At 66.0% G+C, this 18,187-nt stretch carries 19 protein-coding genes and 1 riboswitch; of the genes, 12 read left to right on the top strand and 7 right to left on the bottom strand.

Translation table 11 applies throughout. The features are described from left to right. Nucleotides 1-16: 16 nt before the first annotated feature. Nucleotides 17-454 carry a helix-turn-helix domain-containing protein gene (locus tag ACE10X_RS02525; protein ID WP_038385653.1) on the top strand — a complete coding sequence of 146 codons (438 nt, stop codon included), beginning with the start codon at nt 17-19 and terminating at the stop codon, nt 452-454. A gap of 92 nt (nt 455-546) precedes the next feature. Here the strand turns inward: ACE10X_RS02525 and ACE10X_RS02520 are convergent, their stop codons facing one another. From ACE10X_RS02520 to ACE10X_RS02510, 3 genes are all read right to left on the bottom strand, one after another. Further along, nucleotides 547-1,761 (bottom strand): MFS transporter, encoded by a 1,215-nt coding sequence (locus ACE10X_RS02520; RefSeq protein ID WP_304557443.1) that lies wholly within the window; start codon nt 1,759-1,761, stop codon nt 547-549. A 171-nt stretch (nt 1,762-1,932) separates the two neighbouring features. Beyond that, nucleotides 1,933-3,177 (bottom strand): MFS transporter, encoded by a 1,245-nt coding sequence (locus ACE10X_RS02515; protein ID WP_375764015.1) that lies wholly within the window; start codon nt 3,175-3,177, stop codon nt 1,933-1,935. Nucleotides 3,178-3,478: 301 nt separating this feature from the next. Beyond that, on the bottom strand, nt 3,479-3,970 hold the full coding sequence (locus ACE10X_RS02510) for a type II toxin-antitoxin system HicB family antitoxin (protein WP_375764014.1): 492 nt from the start codon (nt 3,968-3,970) through the stop codon (nt 3,479-3,481). 86 nt (nt 3,971-4,056) lie between these two features. Between ACE10X_RS02510 and ACE10X_RS02505 the strand changes: the two genes are divergently transcribed. Beyond that, nucleotides 4,057-4,929 (top strand): protein-L-isoaspartate O-methyltransferase, encoded by an 873-nt coding sequence (locus ACE10X_RS02505; RefSeq protein WP_038385661.1) that lies wholly within the window; start codon nt 4,057-4,059, stop codon nt 4,927-4,929. A 6-nt stretch (nt 4,930-4,935) separates the two neighbouring features. Here ACE10X_RS02505 and ACE10X_RS02500 read toward each other — a convergent pair whose 3' ends face one another. Beyond that, the gene (locus ACE10X_RS02500) at nt 4,936-5,610 is read right to left on the bottom strand and encodes a DUF938 domain-containing protein (RefSeq protein ID WP_038385662.1); all 675 of its coding nucleotides are present in this window, start codon (nt 5,608-5,610) and stop codon (nt 4,936-4,938) included. Nucleotides 5,611-5,986: 376 nt separating this feature from the next. Between ACE10X_RS02500 and soxX the strand changes: the two genes are divergently transcribed. The 8 genes from soxX (at nt 5,987) to ACE10X_RS02460 (ending at nt 12,184) form a co-directional block, all read left to right on the top strand. Continuing rightward, the gene (soxX, locus tag ACE10X_RS02495; RefSeq protein WP_051003058.1) at nt 5,987-6,277 is read left to right on the top strand and encodes a sulfur oxidation c-type cytochrome SoxX; all 291 of its coding nucleotides are present in this window, start codon (nt 5,987-5,989) and stop codon (nt 6,275-6,277) included. Between the two features lie 32 nt (nt 6,278-6,309). Further along, the gene (gene soxY, locus ACE10X_RS02490) at nt 6,310-6,798 is read left to right on the top strand and encodes a thiosulfate oxidation carrier protein SoxY (RefSeq protein ID WP_038385669.1); all 489 of its coding nucleotides are present in this window, start codon (nt 6,310-6,312) and stop codon (nt 6,796-6,798) included. 269 nt (nt 6,799-7,067) lie between these two features. Further along, entirely contained in the window at nt 7,068-7,379 is a 312-nt protein-coding gene (gene soxZ, locus ACE10X_RS02485; protein ID WP_038385663.1) for a thiosulfate oxidation carrier complex protein SoxZ, read from the top strand. Then, nucleotides 7,376-8,233: a sulfur oxidation c-type cytochrome SoxA gene (gene soxA, locus ACE10X_RS02480; protein WP_038385664.1), complete on the top strand. Its 858-nt coding sequence runs from the start codon at nt 7,376-7,378 to the stop codon at nt 8,231-8,233. Before soxZ ends, soxA begins: the two co-directional genes overlap by 4 nt. Then, a complete protein-coding gene (locus ACE10X_RS02475; protein ID WP_080583398.1) occupies nt 8,230-8,544 on the top strand; it encodes a hypothetical protein in 315 nt (104 codons plus the stop codon). The genes soxA and ACE10X_RS02475 overlap by 4 nt, the downstream gene beginning before the upstream one ends. Before the next feature lie 34 nt (nt 8,545-8,578). Then, nucleotides 8,579-10,327, top strand: coding sequence for a thiosulfohydrolase SoxB (gene soxB, locus ACE10X_RS02470; RefSeq protein WP_375764562.1), 1,749 nt, complete (start codon nt 8,579-8,581; stop codon nt 10,325-10,327). After that, the gene (locus ACE10X_RS02465; RefSeq protein ID WP_028343532.1) at nt 10,324-10,779 is read left to right on the top strand and encodes a hypothetical protein; all 456 of its coding nucleotides are present in this window, start codon (nt 10,324-10,326) and stop codon (nt 10,777-10,779) included. The genes soxB and ACE10X_RS02465 overlap by 4 nt, the downstream gene beginning before the upstream one ends. Nucleotides 10,780-11,143: 364 nt before the next feature. Then, a complete protein-coding gene (locus ACE10X_RS02460; protein WP_038385666.1) occupies nt 11,144-12,184 on the top strand; it encodes an MBL fold metallo-hydrolase in 1,041 nt (346 codons plus the stop codon). Between the two features lie 96 nt (nt 12,185-12,280). Here the strand turns inward: ACE10X_RS02460 and ACE10X_RS02455 are convergent, their stop codons facing one another. From ACE10X_RS02455 to ACE10X_RS02445, 3 genes are all read right to left on the bottom strand, one after another. Next, entirely contained in the window at nt 12,281-13,096 is an 816-nt protein-coding gene (locus tag ACE10X_RS02455; RefSeq protein WP_038385667.1) for an ABC transporter substrate-binding protein, read from the bottom strand. Nucleotides 13,097-13,296: 200 nt separating this feature from the next. Next, on the bottom strand, nt 13,297-14,070 hold the full coding sequence (locus tag ACE10X_RS02450) for an ABC transporter ATP-binding protein (protein ID WP_038387918.1): 774 nt from the start codon (nt 14,068-14,070) through the stop codon (nt 13,297-13,299). Next, entirely contained in the window at nt 14,067-15,110 is a 1,044-nt protein-coding gene (locus ACE10X_RS02445; RefSeq protein WP_375764013.1) for a FecCD family ABC transporter permease, read from the bottom strand. The genes ACE10X_RS02450 and ACE10X_RS02445 overlap by 4 nt, the downstream gene beginning before the upstream one ends. A gap of 112 nt (nt 15,111-15,222) precedes the next feature. Next, nucleotides 15,223-15,421, top strand: a riboswitch (cobalamin riboswitch). 108 nt (nt 15,422-15,529) lie between these two features. Here ACE10X_RS02445 and ACE10X_RS02440 point away from each other — a divergent pair. Continuing rightward, nucleotides 15,530-17,797, top strand: a complete 2,268-nt coding sequence (locus ACE10X_RS02440; RefSeq protein WP_304557442.1) for a TonB-dependent receptor — start codon at nt 15,530-15,532, stop codon at nt 17,795-17,797. Between the two features lie 112 nt (nt 17,798-17,909). Further along, on the top strand, nt 17,910-18,083 hold the full coding sequence (locus tag ACE10X_RS02435; protein WP_016846987.1) for a hypothetical protein: 174 nt from the start codon (nt 17,910-17,912) through the stop codon (nt 18,081-18,083). Nucleotides 18,084-18,187: the final 104 nt, after the last annotated feature.

The following is an 18,187-nucleotide window of genomic DNA, read 5'->3' as shown; positions in this document are numbered from 1 at the left end:
CTTGAGGTCAAGGGCCATGCGGGACATCGATATCGCGGAGGTGGCGGAGCTGTCGGGCGTGCGCGCCTCGACCTTGCGCTTCTACGAGGAGAAAGGTCTGATCGCCTCGCATGGACGGCGCGGGTTGCGCCGCCTGTTCGATCCGGGCGTGCTGGACCGGCTGGCACTGATCGCGCTCGGGCGCGTCTCCGGCTTCTCGCTCGACGAGATCGCAAGAATGTTCGCGCCCGACGGAAGGCCGCGCATCGACCGGAAAATGCTTTCTGCCAAGGCCGACGAGCTCGACCGCACCATCCGCAGGCTGAACGCGATGCGCGACGGCCTGCGCCACGCCGCGGTCTGCCCCGCGCCGAGCCACATGGAATGTCCGACCTTCCGCCGTCTGCTGCGGGTCGCGGCCGCCGGCAAGATCGGCGAGCCGAAGAAGGTGCGGAAGTCACGCCGCAAGTCGTAGAACGTAGCCCGGATGAGCGAAGCGACATCCGGGGGTCTGGCGCAAGTTCAGGGACGGGTCCCGGATATCGCTTCGCTCATCCGGGCTACAATCTACTTCCCCTTCGTCATGATCGTCGCCGCCGCGATCAGCTCGAGGCCAATGCAGCCGTAGAATGGCAGTGCGTAGCTGCCCGAGAGATCGTGCAGCAGCCCGACCACGCCGGGGCCGAAGGCGTAGGTGATCTGGTTGATCGCGGTGATCAGGCTGACCAGCACGCCGAACGCACGCGGATCGAACTCGCGCTGCACGATCAGCGCCGGCAGCGTGATCAGATTGCCGACCGAGAAGCCGAACAGCGCGCAGGCCGCGATCTGCGCCACGTCATTGTGCACATTGATGATGACGGCGAGCGCGACCGCCTGGCTGACAAAGGACAGCGCCGACGCCAGCCGCTGGTTGAGCCGATCGATCACGAAGGAAAACGAGACACGGCCGACCACGGCCATCGCGGTCAACAGCGCCATCGCCACCGTGGCGCGCTCGCGGCCGATCACCTGATCGAGATAGGCGATCAGATGCACGATGAAGCCGACCTGGGCGAACAGCACCAGCGCGAAGGCAACCGACACCGAGAGGAAGCGGATGTCGCGCAGCGCACGGGCGCGCACCTGGGTCGCCGACGGGGCATCGGCCGCCGCTGCCGTCACCGCGTGCAGGTGCATCGGCGGCCGCCCGACGAAGATCAGGATGACAGGCACCATCACCACGACGAGCAGCACCGCGGCCGCGATCATCGCGCCTGAGAAGCCGAAAGCGCCGATCCCCGCCACCAGCAGCGGCACGCCGACGATGCCGCCGAAGCTCGCGCCGTTCAGCGCCAGGCTGATCGCCATGCCGCGTTTCTTGTCGAACCACAGGCCGAGCGTGTTGGTGATGATGCCGAGGCTGGTGCCGGCCCAGCCGAACGCCAGCAGCGCATCGGCGAGATAAAGCTGCCAGGGCTCGCGCACCTCGCCGATCGCGACCGCCGCGATCGCCATCGCGAAGGTGCCGGCGATCAGGCAGCTGCGCGCGCCGAACGCCTTGATCGCCTCGCTGACGAAGGCAACCAGCGCCGCGCCGAACAGGTAGAAGAAGGTCGTGCCCGAAGAGATCAGCGACGCCGGCCAGCCGTGCAGCCGCTGCAGCTCGGCGACATAGACGCTCTGGCCGTAGAAGCCCAGCCCCCAGCCGAAGGTCGCAAGCAGGAAGCAGACGACGACGATGCGCCAGCCCTCATAACCAAGCGAGGATTCATCAGGCAGCGTGGCTGAGGATGCGTCCATTTCTTGCTCTTGCTTCTCACATCGTCATGGCCGGACTAATCCGATCCCATGATGTGAACAGCGTTGCAAGCGGATCATTTCGAAGCTGATCGAAGTGTCAGCAACTGGCAGCAGGAGACCCTTTTGGGCATGATCTTGCGGAAAACCGCGCCACACTTTTCCGGATCATGCCTAGATGCTGGGATCCGGGATTTCTTCCACCGCGCGCAATTTCGTGCGTCGCTTGGCGAATGAAGCGAACGAGAGCACGGCAAGGCCGAGCAGCACAGGCGGGAACACCACCCAGTTGACGGCATTCCAGCCGTAATGCGCGAGCAACTGGCCCGACGAGAACGAGCCGATCGCCATCATGCCGAACACGAGGAAATCGTTGAACGCCTGCACCTTGTTGCGTTCCTGCGGCCGGTGCGTTTGCAGCACCAGCGCGGAAGCGCCAACAAAGGCGAAATTCCAACCGATCCCGAGCACGAACAGCGTCGCCCAGAAGTGCGGCGCGGTGACGCCTGACAGCCCGATCATCGCGGCCACCGCTTCCAGCGCCAGCCCGAGCGCGACGATAACCGGCGCGCCGAACCGCGCGATCAGCGAACCCGTGAAGAAGCTCGGACCGTACATCGCAACGATGTGCCACTGAATGCCGAAATTGGAATCGCTGACCGACAGCCCGCACATCTTCATGGCGAGCGGCGCCGAGGTCATCACCAGATTCATCATCGGATAGGCGATCACGCCGCACAGCGCCGCGGCAATGAAGCGGGGCTGCTTTGCGATCTCGAGCAGCGGGCGGCCGCCATGCAGGTCCGCAGCCGCAGGCTTCGGCGCGTCGACGCCCGAGAGCACCGCCATCGCCACCAGCGCGACCAGCGCCTGCATCACGAAGGAGAACGCGAACAGATAGGGCGGCCAGATGTCCATGGTCCATTGCACGAGCTGCGGCCCGAGCACGCCGGCGAACACGCCGCCGGCCATCACCCAGGACACCGCCTTGGGCCGGAACGCGACACTGGCGCCATCGGCGGCGGCAAAGCGGTAGGACTGCGCGACGGCGCCGTAGAGCCCGCCGAGGAAGGTCGCGCCGCAGAACAGCCAGAACGATGAGTGCAGGATCGCCCAGGCGCCGAGCGCGCCGGTGAGCGTGCCGCAGAAGGTACCGATGATAAAGGCGACGCGTCGTCCATAGGCGCGCGAGATCGCGCCGGTCGGCAGCGTGCCGGCGGCAAGCCCGAGCACATACATCGAGAGCGGCACCGTCGCGAGCGAGACGTCGGGTGCCAGCGTCGCGCCGACGATCGAGCCGGTGGCGAAGATCACCGCCGAATTGGCGCCGGTCAGCGCTTGCGCCGCCGCGAGCCGCCACACATTGCTGCGCGCCCGCGCGTCGTCGCTCACCTCATCCGCAGCTGTCACGTCGATCATTGGTAGTCCCGCCTCGAAGCCCCGGCGGGAGCTCCCAATCGCCGGCACTATGGAGAGCGGGTCGAAGCCGATCAACCGGCGCAAACGGACCGAGGCCATGCGGGAGGCGCACGAGGGTTAGCCCTGCTCTCATGTCGCACAGGCTTGGCGCCTCTATTAATCCCGTCATCCTGAGGAGCCCGCGTAGCGGGCGTCTCGAAGGATGCACGGCCACCAGCCGGGCCGTCGACTCTTCGAGACGGCCGCTATGCGGCCTCCTCAGGGTGACGGTGAGAAAGCTTGTCGCTCGATGATCAACCACTTACCGCTCAGGCTTCTTGCCAGGCCGCTTCTCGGCGCGCAGCGCGCCGGTCTTGTGCACCTTGGAGCGCGGCCCGACGAGGTGCGGTTTGTGAACGTGCCATTCAAGCGCGAGCGTCGCGGCGAAACCGAAAAAGCTGGAGCGGCTCATGCCGAGTCCGGCGGCGTGCTTGTGGATCCGTGTGATGAGGCTCTTCGGCAAATAGACGTTGACGCGCTCGGACGGGTCGGGCGGATCGACGCCGACCATGAAGAAGGCCGCGACGTCCGAGCCCTTCGGCGCCACGATGCGCTCGATCGGCGTCGGCTCCGGCAATGGCTTGCCCTGCTCGACCCAGCCGTCGACGGTCTGCGCCAGCGTGTGCTCGGCGCGCTCGATCGCGTCTTCCTGCGATCGTCCTGCGGCGACGCAGCCGGGAAAATCCGGAAACCACGCCCCGAACGCGCCGCGCGGCCCGCGCTCCAGCACGGCCGGATAAAGCCGTCTCTTCATTCTGGCCTCCGTCGTCTGAGTATGCTATTTCACACACCTTCGTGTGTCAAATCACACAACACGCGACATCGTTGGAGACCGCGGCAATGGACCCGCAAGCCGAACTCCGCATCATCCGCGCGGCCTATGCCAAGCAGATCCTGGCCGCCGCCAACATCGTCGATGCGCGCTTGGCCGCGGCCTTCGCCGCCATTCGCCGCGAGGACTTCGTCGGCCCGGGACCATGGATGATGCTGCGCTGGTGGAGCCGCGACTATGCGCCGACGCCCGATGCCGACCCGGTCTATCTCTACACCAACGATCTCGTCGCCCTGCGCCCCGAGCGGCGTCTCAACAACGGCCAGCCGTCGCTGCACGCCCATCTCATGCACCAGGCCGCGGCCGCCGCCGGCGAGCACGTGGTGCATGTCGGCACGGGCACAGGGTACTACACCGCGATCCTCGCGCATCTGGTCGGACCGTCCGGCCGAGTGACCGGCATCGAATACGATCCAGACCTTGCGGCAGACGCTCGCGCCAATCTCGCCGCTTACGCAAATGTCGAGATCATCCAGGGCGACGGCACGATTGCGCCGTTCGAGTCCGCCGACGTGATCTATGTCAACGCCGGCTGCACCCGGCCTGCCGCGCGATGGCTCGACGGGCTCACCGCCGGCGGCCGCCTGATCTTGCCGCTGACGTCGGATGAGGGATTCAAGGGTGGCGCGCCGGAGCAGGTGGCGCGATCCGGCGCCGTGTTCCGGATCCGGCGCGAGGGCGCAGAGTACCAAGCTGACTGGATATCGGCGGTCGCGATCATTCCGTGCGACGGCGGCCGGGACGAGACGTCCGAAAAAACGCTTGCCGAAGCTTTCGCCCGCGGCGGCTGGCAGAAGGTGACCCGGCTCTACCGAGACGCCGGGATCCCCGACGAACGTTGCTGGCTGCGTGGGCCAGGCTGGTGCCTGGCTTACGACTGAGCGCGGCTACTTGCGGGCGAAGACCAAAATCATGTTGTTGGCCGGCATCTCGAAGCTGCCGGCGAGCTTGAGCCCGACGCTTTCCGCAAGCGTCTCGAGATCGGCGATGTCGCGCACGCCCCACTCGGCGTCGCGCTCGCGCAGCGACGTGTCGAACACGGCATTGCTGAGCGCGGTGTGCTTGCCGCCGCGCTTGAACGGGCCGTAGAGCAACAGCCGGCCGTCGGCGCGCAGGTGCCGCGCGGCGCCGGCGAACAGGCCCTCGGCCACGCGCCATGGCGCGATGTGGATCACATTGGCGCAGAAGATCGCGAGCAGCTGGTCCGGACCTTTGCCGTCCGACGGCACGGGCGACCAGGCCGGGTCGGACAGATCGATCGGCTGCGGCGGCCGGATGTTGGCAAGGGCGGCATGCGCCCGCCAGGCCTCGATGCTGCGCAGATGCGCCGCATGGAGGTCGCTCGGCCACCAGGTGATGTCGGGCGTCTGAGCGGCGAAATAGACGACATGCTGGCCAGTGCCGCTGCCGGCTTCCAGCACGTCGCCGGATTGGCCGGCGAGGTAGTCCTTCAGGACGGTCCAGATCGGCTGATGGTTGCGATGGAACGCCGGCGCATCGAGCCGCCCGTCCGCCTCGACCGGTTGTCCGTCCTTGCCGAACTCCGCCACGAATTCCGCCACCGCGCTTCTCCTTACCGCTTCTAGATCAGCCCGCTCCATCAGCAAAACCGGAACCGGGATGCCGACACTGCTGATCCGTCATCCTGAGGTGCGAGCTCTTGCGAGCCTCGAAGGATGAATCGGCCGCGGTCGGGCCGTCGACCCTTCGAGGCTCGCTCCGCTCGCACCTCAGGGTGACGGGTCTAATCTCGTCTATGTCGCCCCTGACATTAACCCCGTCGCAACACGCCTATTCTCCGTGTTGCCAGCCGATGGCCTTTGTGCTTTCCACTCTTTATATTGCGATGGGATCATCGAGATTGAAGCCCGGGAAACGTCCTTGATCGCCACTTTCTCCAAGCCAGCCTTCGTCCTGGCGCTGCTGGCAGGCACCGCCATGGCCGCGCCCGCGCAGGCCCAATCCGCCGCCGAGGGACAAAAGCTCGCCTTCGACCGCGGCAAGGGCAATTGCCTGACCTGCCACGTCATCAAGGGCGGCGACCTGCCCGGCACGATCGGCCCCGAGCTGACCGGCCTGAAGGCCAAATACAGCCGTGACGAGCTGATCGCGATCGTGACCGACGAGACCAGGCGCAATCCGCAGACGGTGATGCCGCCGTTCGGCCGAAACCGGATTTTGAGCGAGAAGGAAATCGACGCGGTGGTGGACTTCCTGCAGACGCTGTGACGCCGCGACCGTCGCTTGAGGAGTTTTTTTCGATGAACATCACGACCAGCGAATTTTTTGATGCGCGCCGGATGGTGCTGAAGGGCGCCGGCATCGCCGCGCTGATTGGCCTCGGCGTCATTCCGTTCGACGTGCCGCAGGCGCTCGCCAACGACAAATATCCCGAAGACGCATTCAAGCAGAAGACCGAGGCCGACGCGATCAAGGCGCTCTATGGCAAGACCGCCGAGCCGTCGGACAAGGTCAAGATGGATGCGCCCGAGATCGCCGAGAACGGCGCGGTGGTGCCGATCTCCGCCACCACGACGCTGGCCGATGTCACCTCGATCTCGTTTCTGGTGAGCGAGAACCCGATCTCGCTGGTGGCGTCGTACAGGATTCCGGCCGGAACGCTGCCGACCGTCGTCAACCGCATCAAGATGGCGAAGACCAGCAACGTCACCGTGATCGTCGAGGCCGGCGGCAAGCTCTACAGCGCCAAGAAGGAAATCAAGGTCACCGTCGGCGGCTGCGGCGGCTAGTGCATATATGAGCGTCGATCGAACCCGCGAACTCGCTGTGCCCCCTCTCCCGCTTGCGGGGGAGGGTTGGGGTGGGGGTATCGCCACGATGGACATTCTTCGTTTGGAGAGAGCCCCCACCCGGATCGCATCTAGCGATGCGACGCAGCCGAAGCCTTGCTTCGGCGTTCTTCAGAGACGGCCGCTGAAGGCGGCCTATGCTCCCCCGCAAGCGGGAGAGGTGAAGCGAGCCCGTCGATGGGCCGTCGCGACAACAGAGGACTAAACCGATGGCATCGAGCATTCGCGTGCGCGCCACGTCAAACGGCGACACCACCGAGGTGCAGGCGCTGATCCAGCACCCGATGGATTCCGGCTTCGTCAAGGACGCCAAGGGCGAGATCATTCCGCCGCATTTCATCCAGCAGCTCACCTTCGAGTATGACGGCAAGCCGGTGTTCGTCGCCGACTGGGGCGGCGGCGTCTCCAAGGACCCCTATGTCAAGTTCGCCTTCAAGGGCGGCAAGAAGGGCGAAGATCTGAAGGTCAGCTGGGTCGACAACAAGGGCGCGACCGATACCACCACGGCGAAGATTCAATGACGCGGCGCCTCGCAATCCGCGCAACAATAGCCACGCTCGCGCTCGGCTTGCTGGCGTGCGCACCAGCGCGCGCGGCTGACACCGTCGATCCCGCCGCCGACAAGGCCGCGTTCCAGAAATTCTTCACCAGCAAATTCCCCAAGCTGAAGCTCGAGGATTTCGTCAACGGTCCCTATTCGATGAATGAGGACCTGCACAGGCAGTGGGAGGAGAAGGAGCAGTTTCCGCCCTACGAGTTCTCGCTCGAAGCCGGCAAGGAGATGTTCGCCACGCCGTTCAAGAACGGCAAGACCTACGCCGACTGCTTCCCGAACAAGGGCATCGGCATCCGCCAGAACTATCCCTATTTCGACGAGAAGGAAGGCAAGGTCGTCACGCTCGAGCTCGCGCTCAACCGCTGCCGCGAAGCCAATGGCGAGGCGCCGTTCTCCTATGTGAAGGACGACATGGCGGCGCTCACCGCCTACATGGCCTTCACCTCGCGCGGCAAGCCGATGGACATCAAGATCCCGAACGATCCGCGCGCGCTGGAGGCCTATCAGAAGGGCAAGGAGTATTTCTACACCCGCCGCGGCCAGCTCAATTTCTCCTGCGCCACCTGCCACATCCAGAGCCCGGGCGAGCGGATCCGCGCCGAGGTGCTGGCGCCGGCGCTCGGCATCCTGAACGCGATGCCGATCTACCGCTCGGAATGGAGCGGCATGGGCACCACCAGCCGCCGCTTCACCACCTGCAACAGCCAGATCCGCGGCGTGCCGCTCAATCCGCAGGACGACGAGTACCGCAATCTCGAATACTATTTGTCCTATGTCAGCAACGGCCTGCCGATTTCGGGGCCGGGAGCACGGCCATGAGCGCGGCCATCAAAGCTGTCCTCGCAGCATCAGCCCTGCTGATCGCAACCGCGACCGGCACCCTCGCCGCCTCCGAGGCCGACTACAAGGCCGCCTACGCGGCGGCCGAAGCCGCCAACAAGGAAGCAGGCGCCCTGCGCAACCAGTGGACCACCACCGCCTCGACGCTATCTGCCGCAAAAAAGGCCGGTGAGGCTGGTGATTTCGACACCGCAGTCGCCAAGGCCACGGAGGCCGAGGCACTGGCAAAGGCCTCGATCTTCCAGGCCACCAGCGAAAAGGAACGCTGGAAGGACATGGAAGTTCGTTAAAAGCGCGCGGGCCAGGGGCCGCGCGGAGAGAATGATGATCATCCGCCGCCGGGAATTCCTGAAAGCTGCGGCCGCCGCAACGCTGACGGCCGGCCTGCCGCGCCTTGCGCGCAGCGCCGACACCGCCAGCGTCTACGACCTCGAACGGTTCGGCAACGCCCGCATCCTGCACATGACCGATACGCATGCGCAGCTGAAGCCGGTGTTCTTCCGCGAGCCCGGCGTCAATCTCGGCGTCGGCGCGATGGCCGGCCAGCCGCCGCACCTCGTCGGCAAGGCGTTCCTCGACCGCTTCGGCATCCGGCCCGACAGCGCCGACGCCTATGCCTTCACCTGCGTCGAGTTCGAGAAGGCCGCCGGCCGCTTCGGACGGCTCGGCGGCTTCGCCCACCTGAAGACGCTGGTCGACAAGCTGCGCGCCGATGTCGGCGAAAAGCGTTCGATCCTGCTCGACGGCGGCGACCTCTGGCAGGGCTCAGGGCTCGCCAACGCCATGAACGGCGCCGACATGGTGGAGGCCGCCAATCTGCTCGGCATCGAGGCGATGACCGGGCACTGGGAATTCACCTATGGCGAGCAGGTGCTGCGCGACAACCTCTCGCGCTTCAAGGGCGAGTTCCTGGCGCAGAACGTGTTCCTGACCGAGGAAGCCGCGTTCAACGACGCCAAGGCGTTTGATCCGGCCTCGGGACGGGTGTTCAAGCCATCCTTCATCAAGGAGATCGGCGGCCATCGCGTCGCGATCATAGGCCAGGCTTTCCCCTATGTGCCGATCGCGCATCCGAAGCGCTTCACGCCGGACTGGAAGTTCGGCATCCGCGACGAGGAGTTGCAGAAGCTCGTCGACGGCCACCGCAACAACGATAAGGTCGAGGCGGTGATCCTGCTGTCGCATAACGGCATGGATGTCGACCTCAAGCTCGCCAGCCGCGTCACCGGCATCGACGTCATTCTCGGCGGCCACACCCACGACGCGATCCCGATCCCGATCACGGTGACCAATGCCGGCGGCGTCACGCTGGTGACCAATGCCGGCTCCAACGGCAAGTTCATCGGCGTGCTCGATCTCGATCTTGCCAAGGGCAAGGTTGCCAATGTCCGCTACCGGCTGCTGCCGGTGTTCGCCGAACTGCTGAAGCCCGATCCTGCGATGCAGACGTTGATCGACAGGATGCGCGATCCGCATATCGACGAATGGAACAGCAAGCTTGCCTCGGCCGACCGGCTGCTCTATCGCCGCGGTAATTTCTCCGGCACCGTCGACCAGTTGATCTGCGATGCGCTGCTGAACGAGTTCAACGCCGAGATCGCGCTGTCGCCTGGCTTCCGCTGGGGCATCACCACGCTCGCCGGCCAGCCGCTGACCATGGAAGACGTGCTGTCGGAAACCGCGATCACCTATCCGGAGACCTACGTCGCCACGATGACCGGCAGCCAGATCAAGGATGTGCTGGAAGACGTCTGCGACAATCTGTTCAACGTCGACCCCTATTATCAGCAGGGCGGCGACATGGTCCGCGTCGGCGGCCTCGCCTACACCTGTACGCCCGGCGAGACCGTCGGCAAGCGCATTTCCGAGCTGAAGCTTGGCAACGGCAAGCACCTCGAAGCCGGCAAGCACTACAAGGTCGCAGGCTGGGCCTCGGTCAACCAGCAGAGCGGCGCGCCGATCTGGGATGTCGTCGCCAGGCATCTGCGCTCCGGCCGGCCGCCGAACCGCGACGAGCCCGGCGTGACGCTGAAAGGCGTCGAGGACAATCCGGGCATCGCGAGGCACGGATGACGCGGCGCACGATCATCGCCGCGCTCGGCCTTGCGGCGATCGCGCTGGCGACGCCGCTCGCCCGCGCCCAGCTGGCGCCGTTGCAGGACAAGCCGTTCGCCGAGCACAAGGTCGTGCTGCAGCTCTCCGACAACGATCCGAGAAAGCAAGGCCTCGTGATCAGCGTCGCCAACAATCTGATGAAGCACTACGATCCCGACAAGGTCGCGGTCGAGATCGTCGCCTTCGGCCCGGGCATCGACCTGCTCAAGCCCGACAACCCGAACCGCAAGCTGGTCGAGAGCCTGGTCGCGCAAGGCGCGCGGGTCGACATCTGCCTCAACACCGTCGATACGATCGAGCGCGACAGCGGCAAGCGGCCGGACTACATCGCCGCCGCCACCCCCGTGCAGGTCGGCGTCGCACAGATTTTGCTGCTCACCGAGAACGGATACACGCTGGTGAGGCCGTAACCCTAATCGCCGTCGTCCCCGACGCCACCATCGTACCATCGGGAGTGGTGCACCTGATGCAGCTGCAGGAGCAGGGCCGGAGTTACGTGCGGCCGTAGTCGCGCCGCCCAAATTGCGAAATATGTCCCGTCGTCCTGAAGGCGCGAGCGGAGCGAGCCTCGAAGGATGCACGGCCCCGCTCCCTCCGCGCGTCCGCCCCTCATTCCCTGAAATATCCGGGGCCGTCCACCCTTCGAGGCTCGCTTCGCGAGCACCTTAGGGGTGACGGGACAGGAGTCGCACGGGGATGGATTTGCTTTGAATGGACCCTATCTATGGAATAATATCCTCCATGTGACTCGGACCGGAGAATAGGTAAGCCGTCATGATCTTTCGCCAGCTCTTCGACAGCGTATCCGGCACCTACAGCTATCTGCTCGCGAGCCGCGCCGGCGGCGAGGCATTGATCCTCGATCCGGTGCTGGAGAAGGCCGACCGCTACTGCAAGCTGCTGCAGGAACTCGACCTCAGGCTGGTCAAGGCCGTCGACACCCATCTGCACGCCGATCACGTCACCGGCCTTGGCGAGCTGCGCGACCGCACCCAGTGCATCACCATCATGGGCGAGCAGAGCAAGGCCGACGTGGTGTCGATGCGCGTCTCCGACGGCGACAAGGTGACGATCGAGGGCCTTTGCCTCGAGGCGCTGTACACGCCCGGCCACACCGACGATTCCTATAGCTATCTGATGGGCGACCGCGTCTTCACCGGCGACACGCTGCTGATCCGCGGCACCGGCCGCACCGACTTCCAGAACGGCAGCGCGCGGGCGCAGTACGATTCGATCTTCAACCGCCTGCTGAAGCTGCCCGAGGAGACCATGGTATTCCCCGCGCATGACTACAAGGGCGACACCGTCTCCACCATCGGCGAGGAGAAGCGCTACAATCCGCGGCTGCAGGTCAAATCGATCGACGACTATGTCGAGCTGATGAACAACCTCAACCTGCCGAACCCGAAGCTGATGGATGTCGTGGTGCCCGCCAACATGCATGTCGGCCTGCACCAGGACGAACTCGCCAAGGAAGGTCTCTCCCTCAACGCGCGCGACGCCATCGCGAGCCTCGGCCGGCCCGATATCCTCCTGGTCGATTTGCGCGAGAGCGGCGAGCGGGCCAAGCACGGCACGCTGGAGGGCGCGCTGCACGCGCCCTATCCCGGAATCTGCGCCACCTTGCAGCCCGGCGGCATGCTGCGCGAAGTCGCGGCCGCAACCGGCCGCCGCGTCGTGTTCTTCTGCGCCTTCGGCGAGCGTTCGGCGATGGCGGTGGCCGCCGCGAAGAAAGCCGGACTGGTCAACACCGCCCATATCGAAGGCGGCATCGATGCGTGGAAGAAGGCTGGCGGGCCCGTGGTGATGGGATGATCCCGTAGCCCGGATGAAGCGCAGCGCAATCCGGGATCAGCCCATCCGCGGATTGAGTGGCCCCGGATTGCGCTTCGCTTCATCCGGGCTACAAGGTCACCGCGTCACTCGCTGCAACTCTTCCGTCAGCCGATCCAGCGCATCCGCCAGCATCACGCCGCCGCAGACGGTGAGCCGCTCGGGCAGCACGATGCGCTTGCTTTGCGGATAGAAGCGCTCCAGCGCCGGATGCAGCAGGACGGCGCGACCGTCATCCTCGGCGCGGTCGCCGGCTTCCGACACCAGGATGAAATCCGGCCGCAGTTTTACGATCGCCTCCAGCGAAGCAAACCCGCCTGCGCCGACGCCCAGTTCGCCGGCGGCGTTGGAAAGGCCGGCTGCCGCCAGCAGCGAGCTGACCAGGCTGCCGTCGCCGGGCACAAAGCCACGCCGCTCCAGCGGCAACACGCGGTAGTGATGCGCGCTCGCCGCCGCCCGCGCCCGGGCGGTGGCCGCATCGAGGCGCGCGATCTCGGCCTCCGCGCGATCGGGGTGCTGCACCACATCGCCCATCGCGCGAATCTGCTCCTTCACTTCGTCCAGCGTGCGCGGCACCGTGAATTCGACGAGGTGCAGCCCGTTGGCCTTCAACAGGTCACGGGTCGCGCGCTTGTCGAACAGGCTGACCACGACGAGGTCGGGCTTGAGCAGCAGCACGTCCTCGGCCTCGCCGGACAGGCGCGGAAAATTTCGCGCCTTCTCCGCGGCCCAGGATTGCCATGCATCGCGCGAGAAGCGGCTGAGGCCGATGATCTGGTCGGGGTCGGCCAGCGACAGCACGAGCTGGTCGCTGCAGACATTCATCGAGACGATGCGCGGCCCGGCGGCGAGCGAGGTGTCGGCTGACGCGAGCCACACGAGAAGTGAAAGCATCAGGGCGACGCAAGATGACGCAACAGAGCGTCCGCGCGAAGACAGCGCCCCCTCTCCCGCCTGAGGGGGAGGGTTGGGGTGGGGGTGTCGCCGCGAGTCATCTCGTGGAGAGAGCCCCCACCCGCTGCGCTCTTCGAGCGCAGCGACCTCCCCCGCAAGCGGGAGAGGTGAACTGAGCTCGTGGTGAGGCCGTGGCCACATCAGACGTCCGCCCACGGCACGATGACGGCTTCGCGCCGAAATTCGGCACGATAGGCGCTGACCCGAAACACGCTGGCGAGGACGCTCTCCGACAGTGCCTCGACAGGCGCGCCCTGCGCGGCCAGCCGCCCCTCCGCGAGCACCAGCACGTGATCGGCGAAGCGCGCGGCGAGCCCGAGATCGTGCGTCACCACGATGACCAGCACACCGGTGTCGGCGACATTGCGCAGCTTCTGCATCACGTCGATCTGGTGGCGCGGATCGAGCGAGGCGGTCGGCTCATCGGCGAGGATCACCGGCGCCTCCACCGCGAGCACCCGGGCCAGCGCGACGCGGCTGCGCTCGCCGCCGGAGAGTTCGGTGACGCGCCGATCGCTGAATTCAGTGACGTCGACCGCCTGCATCGCCCGCAGCACCGCCTCAATATCCGTCTGCGACAGCCGCGCCGGATCGGTCGCGCCGTGTGGGTAGCGGCCGAGCGCGACGATGTCGCGCGCCGGCAGCGGCCAGTGCACCATGTGCCCCTGCGGCAGATAGGCAAAGCGTTTCGCGCGCTCGCGCAGCGGCAGCGACGCCAGCGGATCGCCCCCGATCCGGATCTCGCCATCGGAGGGAATCAGCCCGGCCAGCGCGCGCAGCAGCGTGGTCTTGCCGGCGCCGTTCGGCCCGACCAGCGCGACCAGATGGCCCGATGGCAGCGACAGCGAGATATCGCGCAGCACCTCGCGGCTGCCGAGCGAGGCATTGAGAGCGGCGGCGGAGAGCAGCGTCATGCCACGCCTCCGCCGAGCGCGCGGCGTTCGCGCATGATGAGGTAAAGGAAGAACGGCACGCCGATGATCGAGGTCAGCACGCCGACCTTGATGTCCGATGTCGAGGGGATGATGCGTACCGCGATATCGGCCGCGAGCAGCAGCGCCGAACCGGTGAGCGCGCTCGGCACCAAGAGCCGCGCCGGATCGTGACCGATCAGCGGACGCATCAGATGCGGCGCGACAAGGCCGATGAAGCCGATCGTGCCGGTGACCGCGACCGCGCCGCCGACGCCGAGCGCCACACCTGTGATCACGAGGAGCCGCAACCGCCCGACGTCGACGCCGAGGCTCTGCGCCGCCTCCTCGCCAAGCGTCAGCGCGCGGAAGGCGCTCGCCTGGCTGAGCAGGATGGCGGCGCCCGCGACGATGAAGGGCAGTGCCAGCGCCACGTGCTGGAAGCTGCGGTCTTCCAGCGAGCCGAGCAGCCAAAACGCGATCTCCAGCACCACAAACGGATTGCTCGAGAGATTCATCACCAGCGCCGTCGCCGCCCCCGCAAAGCTCGAGATCGCGAGCCCCACGAGGATCAGGATCAAGAGCCCGGCATTGCGGCCGGCGATCGCAAGCAGCGCGAACACCGAGCCGAAGGCGGCGATGATCGCCACCACCGGCAGCGCATAGGAGCGCACATCGGCGAGGCCCAGCGCGATCACCAGCACCGCGCCGAAGGCCGCCGATTGCGGCGCGCCGAACAGCGACGGCGAGGCCAGCGGATTACGCAGCAGCCCTTGCAGCGCCGCACCGGACAGCCCGAGAATAGCGCCGATCGCGAATGCCAGGATGGTGCGTGGCAGGCGGATCTCGCGCACGATCACCTGCGCCACGTCGCTGCCGCCGCCGAACAGCGCCTCGATCACCGCAAGCGGCGACAGCCGCACCGGCCCGATGCCGAGCGAGATCACCAGCAGCAGGACCACGAGCGCGAGCAACGCCGCGGTGGCGCCCCACCGGCGTCGCGCCGCGACCTCGGCCGCCAAGGCAAAATCCTGCACGCTCATTGAACCCATGGTCTTACAGCGATCGCCGTGGCAGACAAGCGACACTCGACAAAAACCGTGGCCGCCCGGCCGCCGCCCGACTTCGGCCGGATTGACTTTGCTGCCCGGCCGAACCCTAGATGAACATGACGGTTCTTTCATGAGATGAAAAGGGAATGCGGTACGGGGAAACTTCCCCAACGCCGCGGCTGCCCCCGCAACTGTATGCGGTGAATCCTTCGTCACAGGCCACTGGGAATCTCGGTCCTGGGAAGGCGACGAAGGGTAACGACCCGCGAGCCAGGAGACCTGCCGTCAGCCGTGGTCACACGCGAGGATGCCAGTCGGGGAGTACAGGCATGAGCTTCACCTGATGCCGTGAGCACGATGGTGAGACTGGTTCGCGGTGACGTGCCACTGACGTTGCCGAGGCCTCGCTTATGTTTTCCTTCCCTCTCGATCGGCGGCACCGCGCGCTTCTGCTCGCGTCGACGATGATCGCGCCGGCAATCCTTGTCTCCGCCGCGCGGGCGCAGCAGGCACCCGCTCCCGATCAGTTGCCGGCGATCGAAGTCACCAAGCCGGGCGACCAGAACGTCACGCGCGCCAGGCCGGCCGCTGACGAAGCGCCGGCGCCGCGCCGCCCGGCGCCGGGCACCACGCAGAGTAACAATACGGGCAGCGGCAGCGGATCGGGCACGACGGGGAGCGGCGTGGCCACCGGAACGGGTGGCACCGGCGGCGGCCGCCAGTTCGCCGGCATTGTCGGCGCCTCCTCGGCCGTGATCACCGCCGACGACATCGCGCATTCGCCGGTGCAGTCGTTACCGGAGATTCTTGCGCAGGTGCCGGGCGTGCAGCTGCAAACGCCCTATGGCGGGCCGAACGGCGCCAAGACCTCGGTCGACCTGCGCGGTTTCGGCGCATTCGCGACCGACAACACGCTGTTCCTGCTCAACGGCCGCCGCCTTAACGACGTCGACAAGGCCGGCTTCGACCTCACCACGATCCCGCTCGATTCCATCGAGCGCATCGAGATCACGCGCGGCAACAGCGGCGCCGTGCTCTACGGCGACAACGCGGTGGGCGGCGTGGTCAACATCATCACCAAGACGGGCGTCGGCGGCCCGCCGACGACGATGCGGGCCGAGGCCGGAGTCGGCTCGTTCAACACCCGCATGGCCGCGGTCTCCGCTGCGCTCAATTCCGGACCGTGGTCCACCTCGTTCTACGGCAACGGCATCAAGTCCGACGGCTACCGCGTCAACAATGCGCTCGACCAACGCAACGCCGTCGGCAACGTCAGCTACACCACGCCTGATCTCACCGCCTTCCTCACCGTCACCGGCAGCGACCAGAAGCTCGGCCTGCCCGGAGGACGGCTGGTCGATCCGTCGATCGGCGTCAACGAACTGCTCACCGATCGCCGCGGCGCCGCGACGCCCTTCGACTACGCCAACCAGCAAACCGCCAGCGTCACCGCCGGCTTCACCAGGACGCTGATCAACGGCGTCGACCTCATCGTCGACGGCGGCTGGCGGCAGCGCGAGACGCAGAGCGGCTTCTTCGGCACGGTGCCGACCATCAGCTTCGCTTCGACCTACAATGACGCCGCGCTGCAGACCTGGTCGCTCACGCCGCGGCTCAGCGTCAAGAATGTGATGCTGGGGATGCCGTCGACGATCTTGACCGGCATCGACTATTACGATTCGACCTTCCGCGAGGCGCGCGGCGCCTATCGGGGCGTCGACCCGTTCCACATCTACAATATCGAGCAGCAGAGCGTGGCCGGCTACTGGCAGCACACGATCGGCGTGCTGCCGACGACGGACTTCTCCTACGGCGCGCGCGTGCAGAACACCAGCGTCTCGGCGCGCGATCGCTACGACCCGAACGCGCCGTTCGCGTTCGACGCGCAGGCGGCGCCGCTCGACAGCAACGAGACGCAATACGCGCTGCATGTCGGTGTCGAGCATCGCCTGACCGACACCTTCTCGGTGTTCGGCCGCGCGGCCCGCGCATTCCGCACGCCTGATGTCGATGAACGCGTCGCGTCGGGTCCGTCATTCGACCCGCTGACCTTCGCCCCGATCCCGCAGACCTTCCAGCTCAAGACCCAGACCTCGCAGGACGTCGAGGGCGGCTTTCGCCTCAGGACCAACCGCTTCCAGGTCCAAACCAGCGTCTATCTGATGGATCTCGAGAACGAGATCCATTTCAACCCGGTGCTGTTCTTCAACACCAACCTCGACCCCACCCGCCGCTACGGCTCGGAGACCAGCGCAGCGCTCAAGGTCAGCGGCAGCGTCACCCTGCGCGGCGGCATGGCGATCACCCGTGCGGTGTTCCGCGAAGGCATCTGGGCCGGCAACGACGTGCCGCTGGTGTCGCGCTACACCGGCAATCTCGGCGTCACCTGGAATATCTGGCAGAACTATCTGGTGTTCGACGCCACGGTGCGGGCCTGGAGTTCGCGCATCATGGACAACGACCAGGCCAACACCCAGAGCCGGATTCCCGGCAATGCCACCGCCGATATCAAGCTGAGCGGGCAGTATGACCGCTTCTTCTGGTCGCTGAGCGTGAACAACCTGTTCAACGCGCTCTATTACGACTACGCCATCGCGAGCACGTTCACGGAGGGCCGCTTCTCGGCCTATCCGCTGCCGGGCCGCACCTACATGGTAAAGGCCGGCGCGACGTTTTAGAGCTATCCGGTGGGGCGGGGTGCGACTCCGCCGTACCCTCTCATCACGTTACAAGCGTCCGCAAACTGGAGTAGAATTCCGCCAGCTGATTTGACCCGTGCAGGGGAAACGCATGGCCAAGGCCGGAAAGACGAGCAAGGACGGCGCCAAGACCAAAGACAAGACCGACGATAAGTCGAAGAAGCCTCCGCCGCCCGCAGCGCTGCAGGACGATGACTATTACGAGGATGGCGACATCGCCACGCCGAAGCTCGACCGCTACGGCAATGATGACGAGCCATTGTAGGTTAACGCAACAATTCATCCCCACGTCGTCCCGGCGAAAGCCGGGACCCATTGCCGCAGGGTAGTTGTTGAAGCACGCTGTGGCTCCAACGCTGCGCAACAATT

Origin of the sequence: Bradyrhizobium sp. Pha-3 (assembly GCF_042258325.1) — a bacterium.
GTDB classification, from domain to species: Bacteria; Pseudomonadota; Alphaproteobacteria; order Rhizobiales; family Xanthobacteraceae; genus Bradyrhizobium; species Bradyrhizobium elkanii.
The sequence above is the reverse complement of the archived record's forward strand: the minus strand, read 5'-3'. Positions and strand labels throughout refer to the sequence as shown.

Coding starts and splice junctions, on each gene's coding strand:
- ACE10X_RS02525 (WP_038385653.1), top strand. CDS start 17: ATGCGGGACATCGATATCGCGGAGGTGGCGGAGCTGTCGGGCGTGCGC.
- ACE10X_RS02520 (WP_304557443.1), bottom strand. CDS start 1,761: ATGGACGCATCCTCAGCCACGCTGCCTGATGAATCCTCGCTTGGTTAT.
- ACE10X_RS02515 (WP_375764015.1), bottom strand. CDS start 3,177: ATGATCGACGTGACAGCTGCGGATGAGGTGAGCGACGACGCGCGGGCG.
- ACE10X_RS02510 (WP_375764014.1), bottom strand. CDS start 3,970: ATGAAGAGACGGCTTTATCCGGCCGTGCTGGAGCGCGGGCCGCGCGGC.
- ACE10X_RS02505 (WP_038385661.1), top strand. CDS start 4,057: ATGGACCCGCAAGCCGAACTCCGCATCATCCGCGCGGCCTATGCCAAG.
- soxX (WP_051003058.1), top strand. CDS start 5,987: ATGGCCGCGCCCGCGCAGGCCCAATCCGCCGCCGAGGGACAAAAGCTC.
- soxY (WP_038385669.1), top strand. CDS start 6,310: ATGAACATCACGACCAGCGAATTTTTTGATGCGCGCCGGATGGTGCTG.
- soxZ (WP_038385663.1), top strand. CDS start 7,068: ATGGCATCGAGCATTCGCGTGCGCGCCACGTCAAACGGCGACACCACC.
- soxA (WP_038385664.1), top strand. CDS start 7,376: ATGACGCGGCGCCTCGCAATCCGCGCAACAATAGCCACGCTCGCGCTC.
- ACE10X_RS02475 (WP_080583398.1), top strand. CDS start 8,230: ATGAGCGCGGCCATCAAAGCTGTCCTCGCAGCATCAGCCCTGCTGATC.
- soxB (WP_375764562.1), top strand. CDS start 8,579: ATGATCATCCGCCGCCGGGAATTCCTGAAAGCTGCGGCCGCCGCAACG.
- ACE10X_RS02465 (WP_028343532.1), top strand. CDS start 10,324: ATGACGCGGCGCACGATCATCGCCGCGCTCGGCCTTGCGGCGATCGCG.
- ACE10X_RS02460 (WP_038385666.1), top strand. CDS start 11,144: ATGATCTTTCGCCAGCTCTTCGACAGCGTATCCGGCACCTACAGCTAT.
- ACE10X_RS02455 (WP_038385667.1), bottom strand. CDS start 13,096: ATGCTTTCACTTCTCGTGTGGCTCGCGTCAGCCGACACCTCGCTCGCC.
- ACE10X_RS02450 (WP_038387918.1), bottom strand. CDS start 14,070: ATGACGCTGCTCTCCGCCGCCGCTCTCAATGCCTCGCTCGGCAGCCGC.
- ACE10X_RS02445 (WP_375764013.1), bottom strand. CDS start 15,110: ATGAGCGTGCAGGATTTTGCCTTGGCGGCCGAGGTCGCGGCGCGACGC.
- ACE10X_RS02440 (WP_304557442.1), top strand. CDS start 15,530: ATGTTTTCCTTCCCTCTCGATCGGCGGCACCGCGCGCTTCTGCTCGCG.
- ACE10X_RS02435 (WP_016846987.1), top strand. CDS start 17,910: ATGGCCAAGGCCGGAAAGACGAGCAAGGACGGCGCCAAGACCAAAGAC.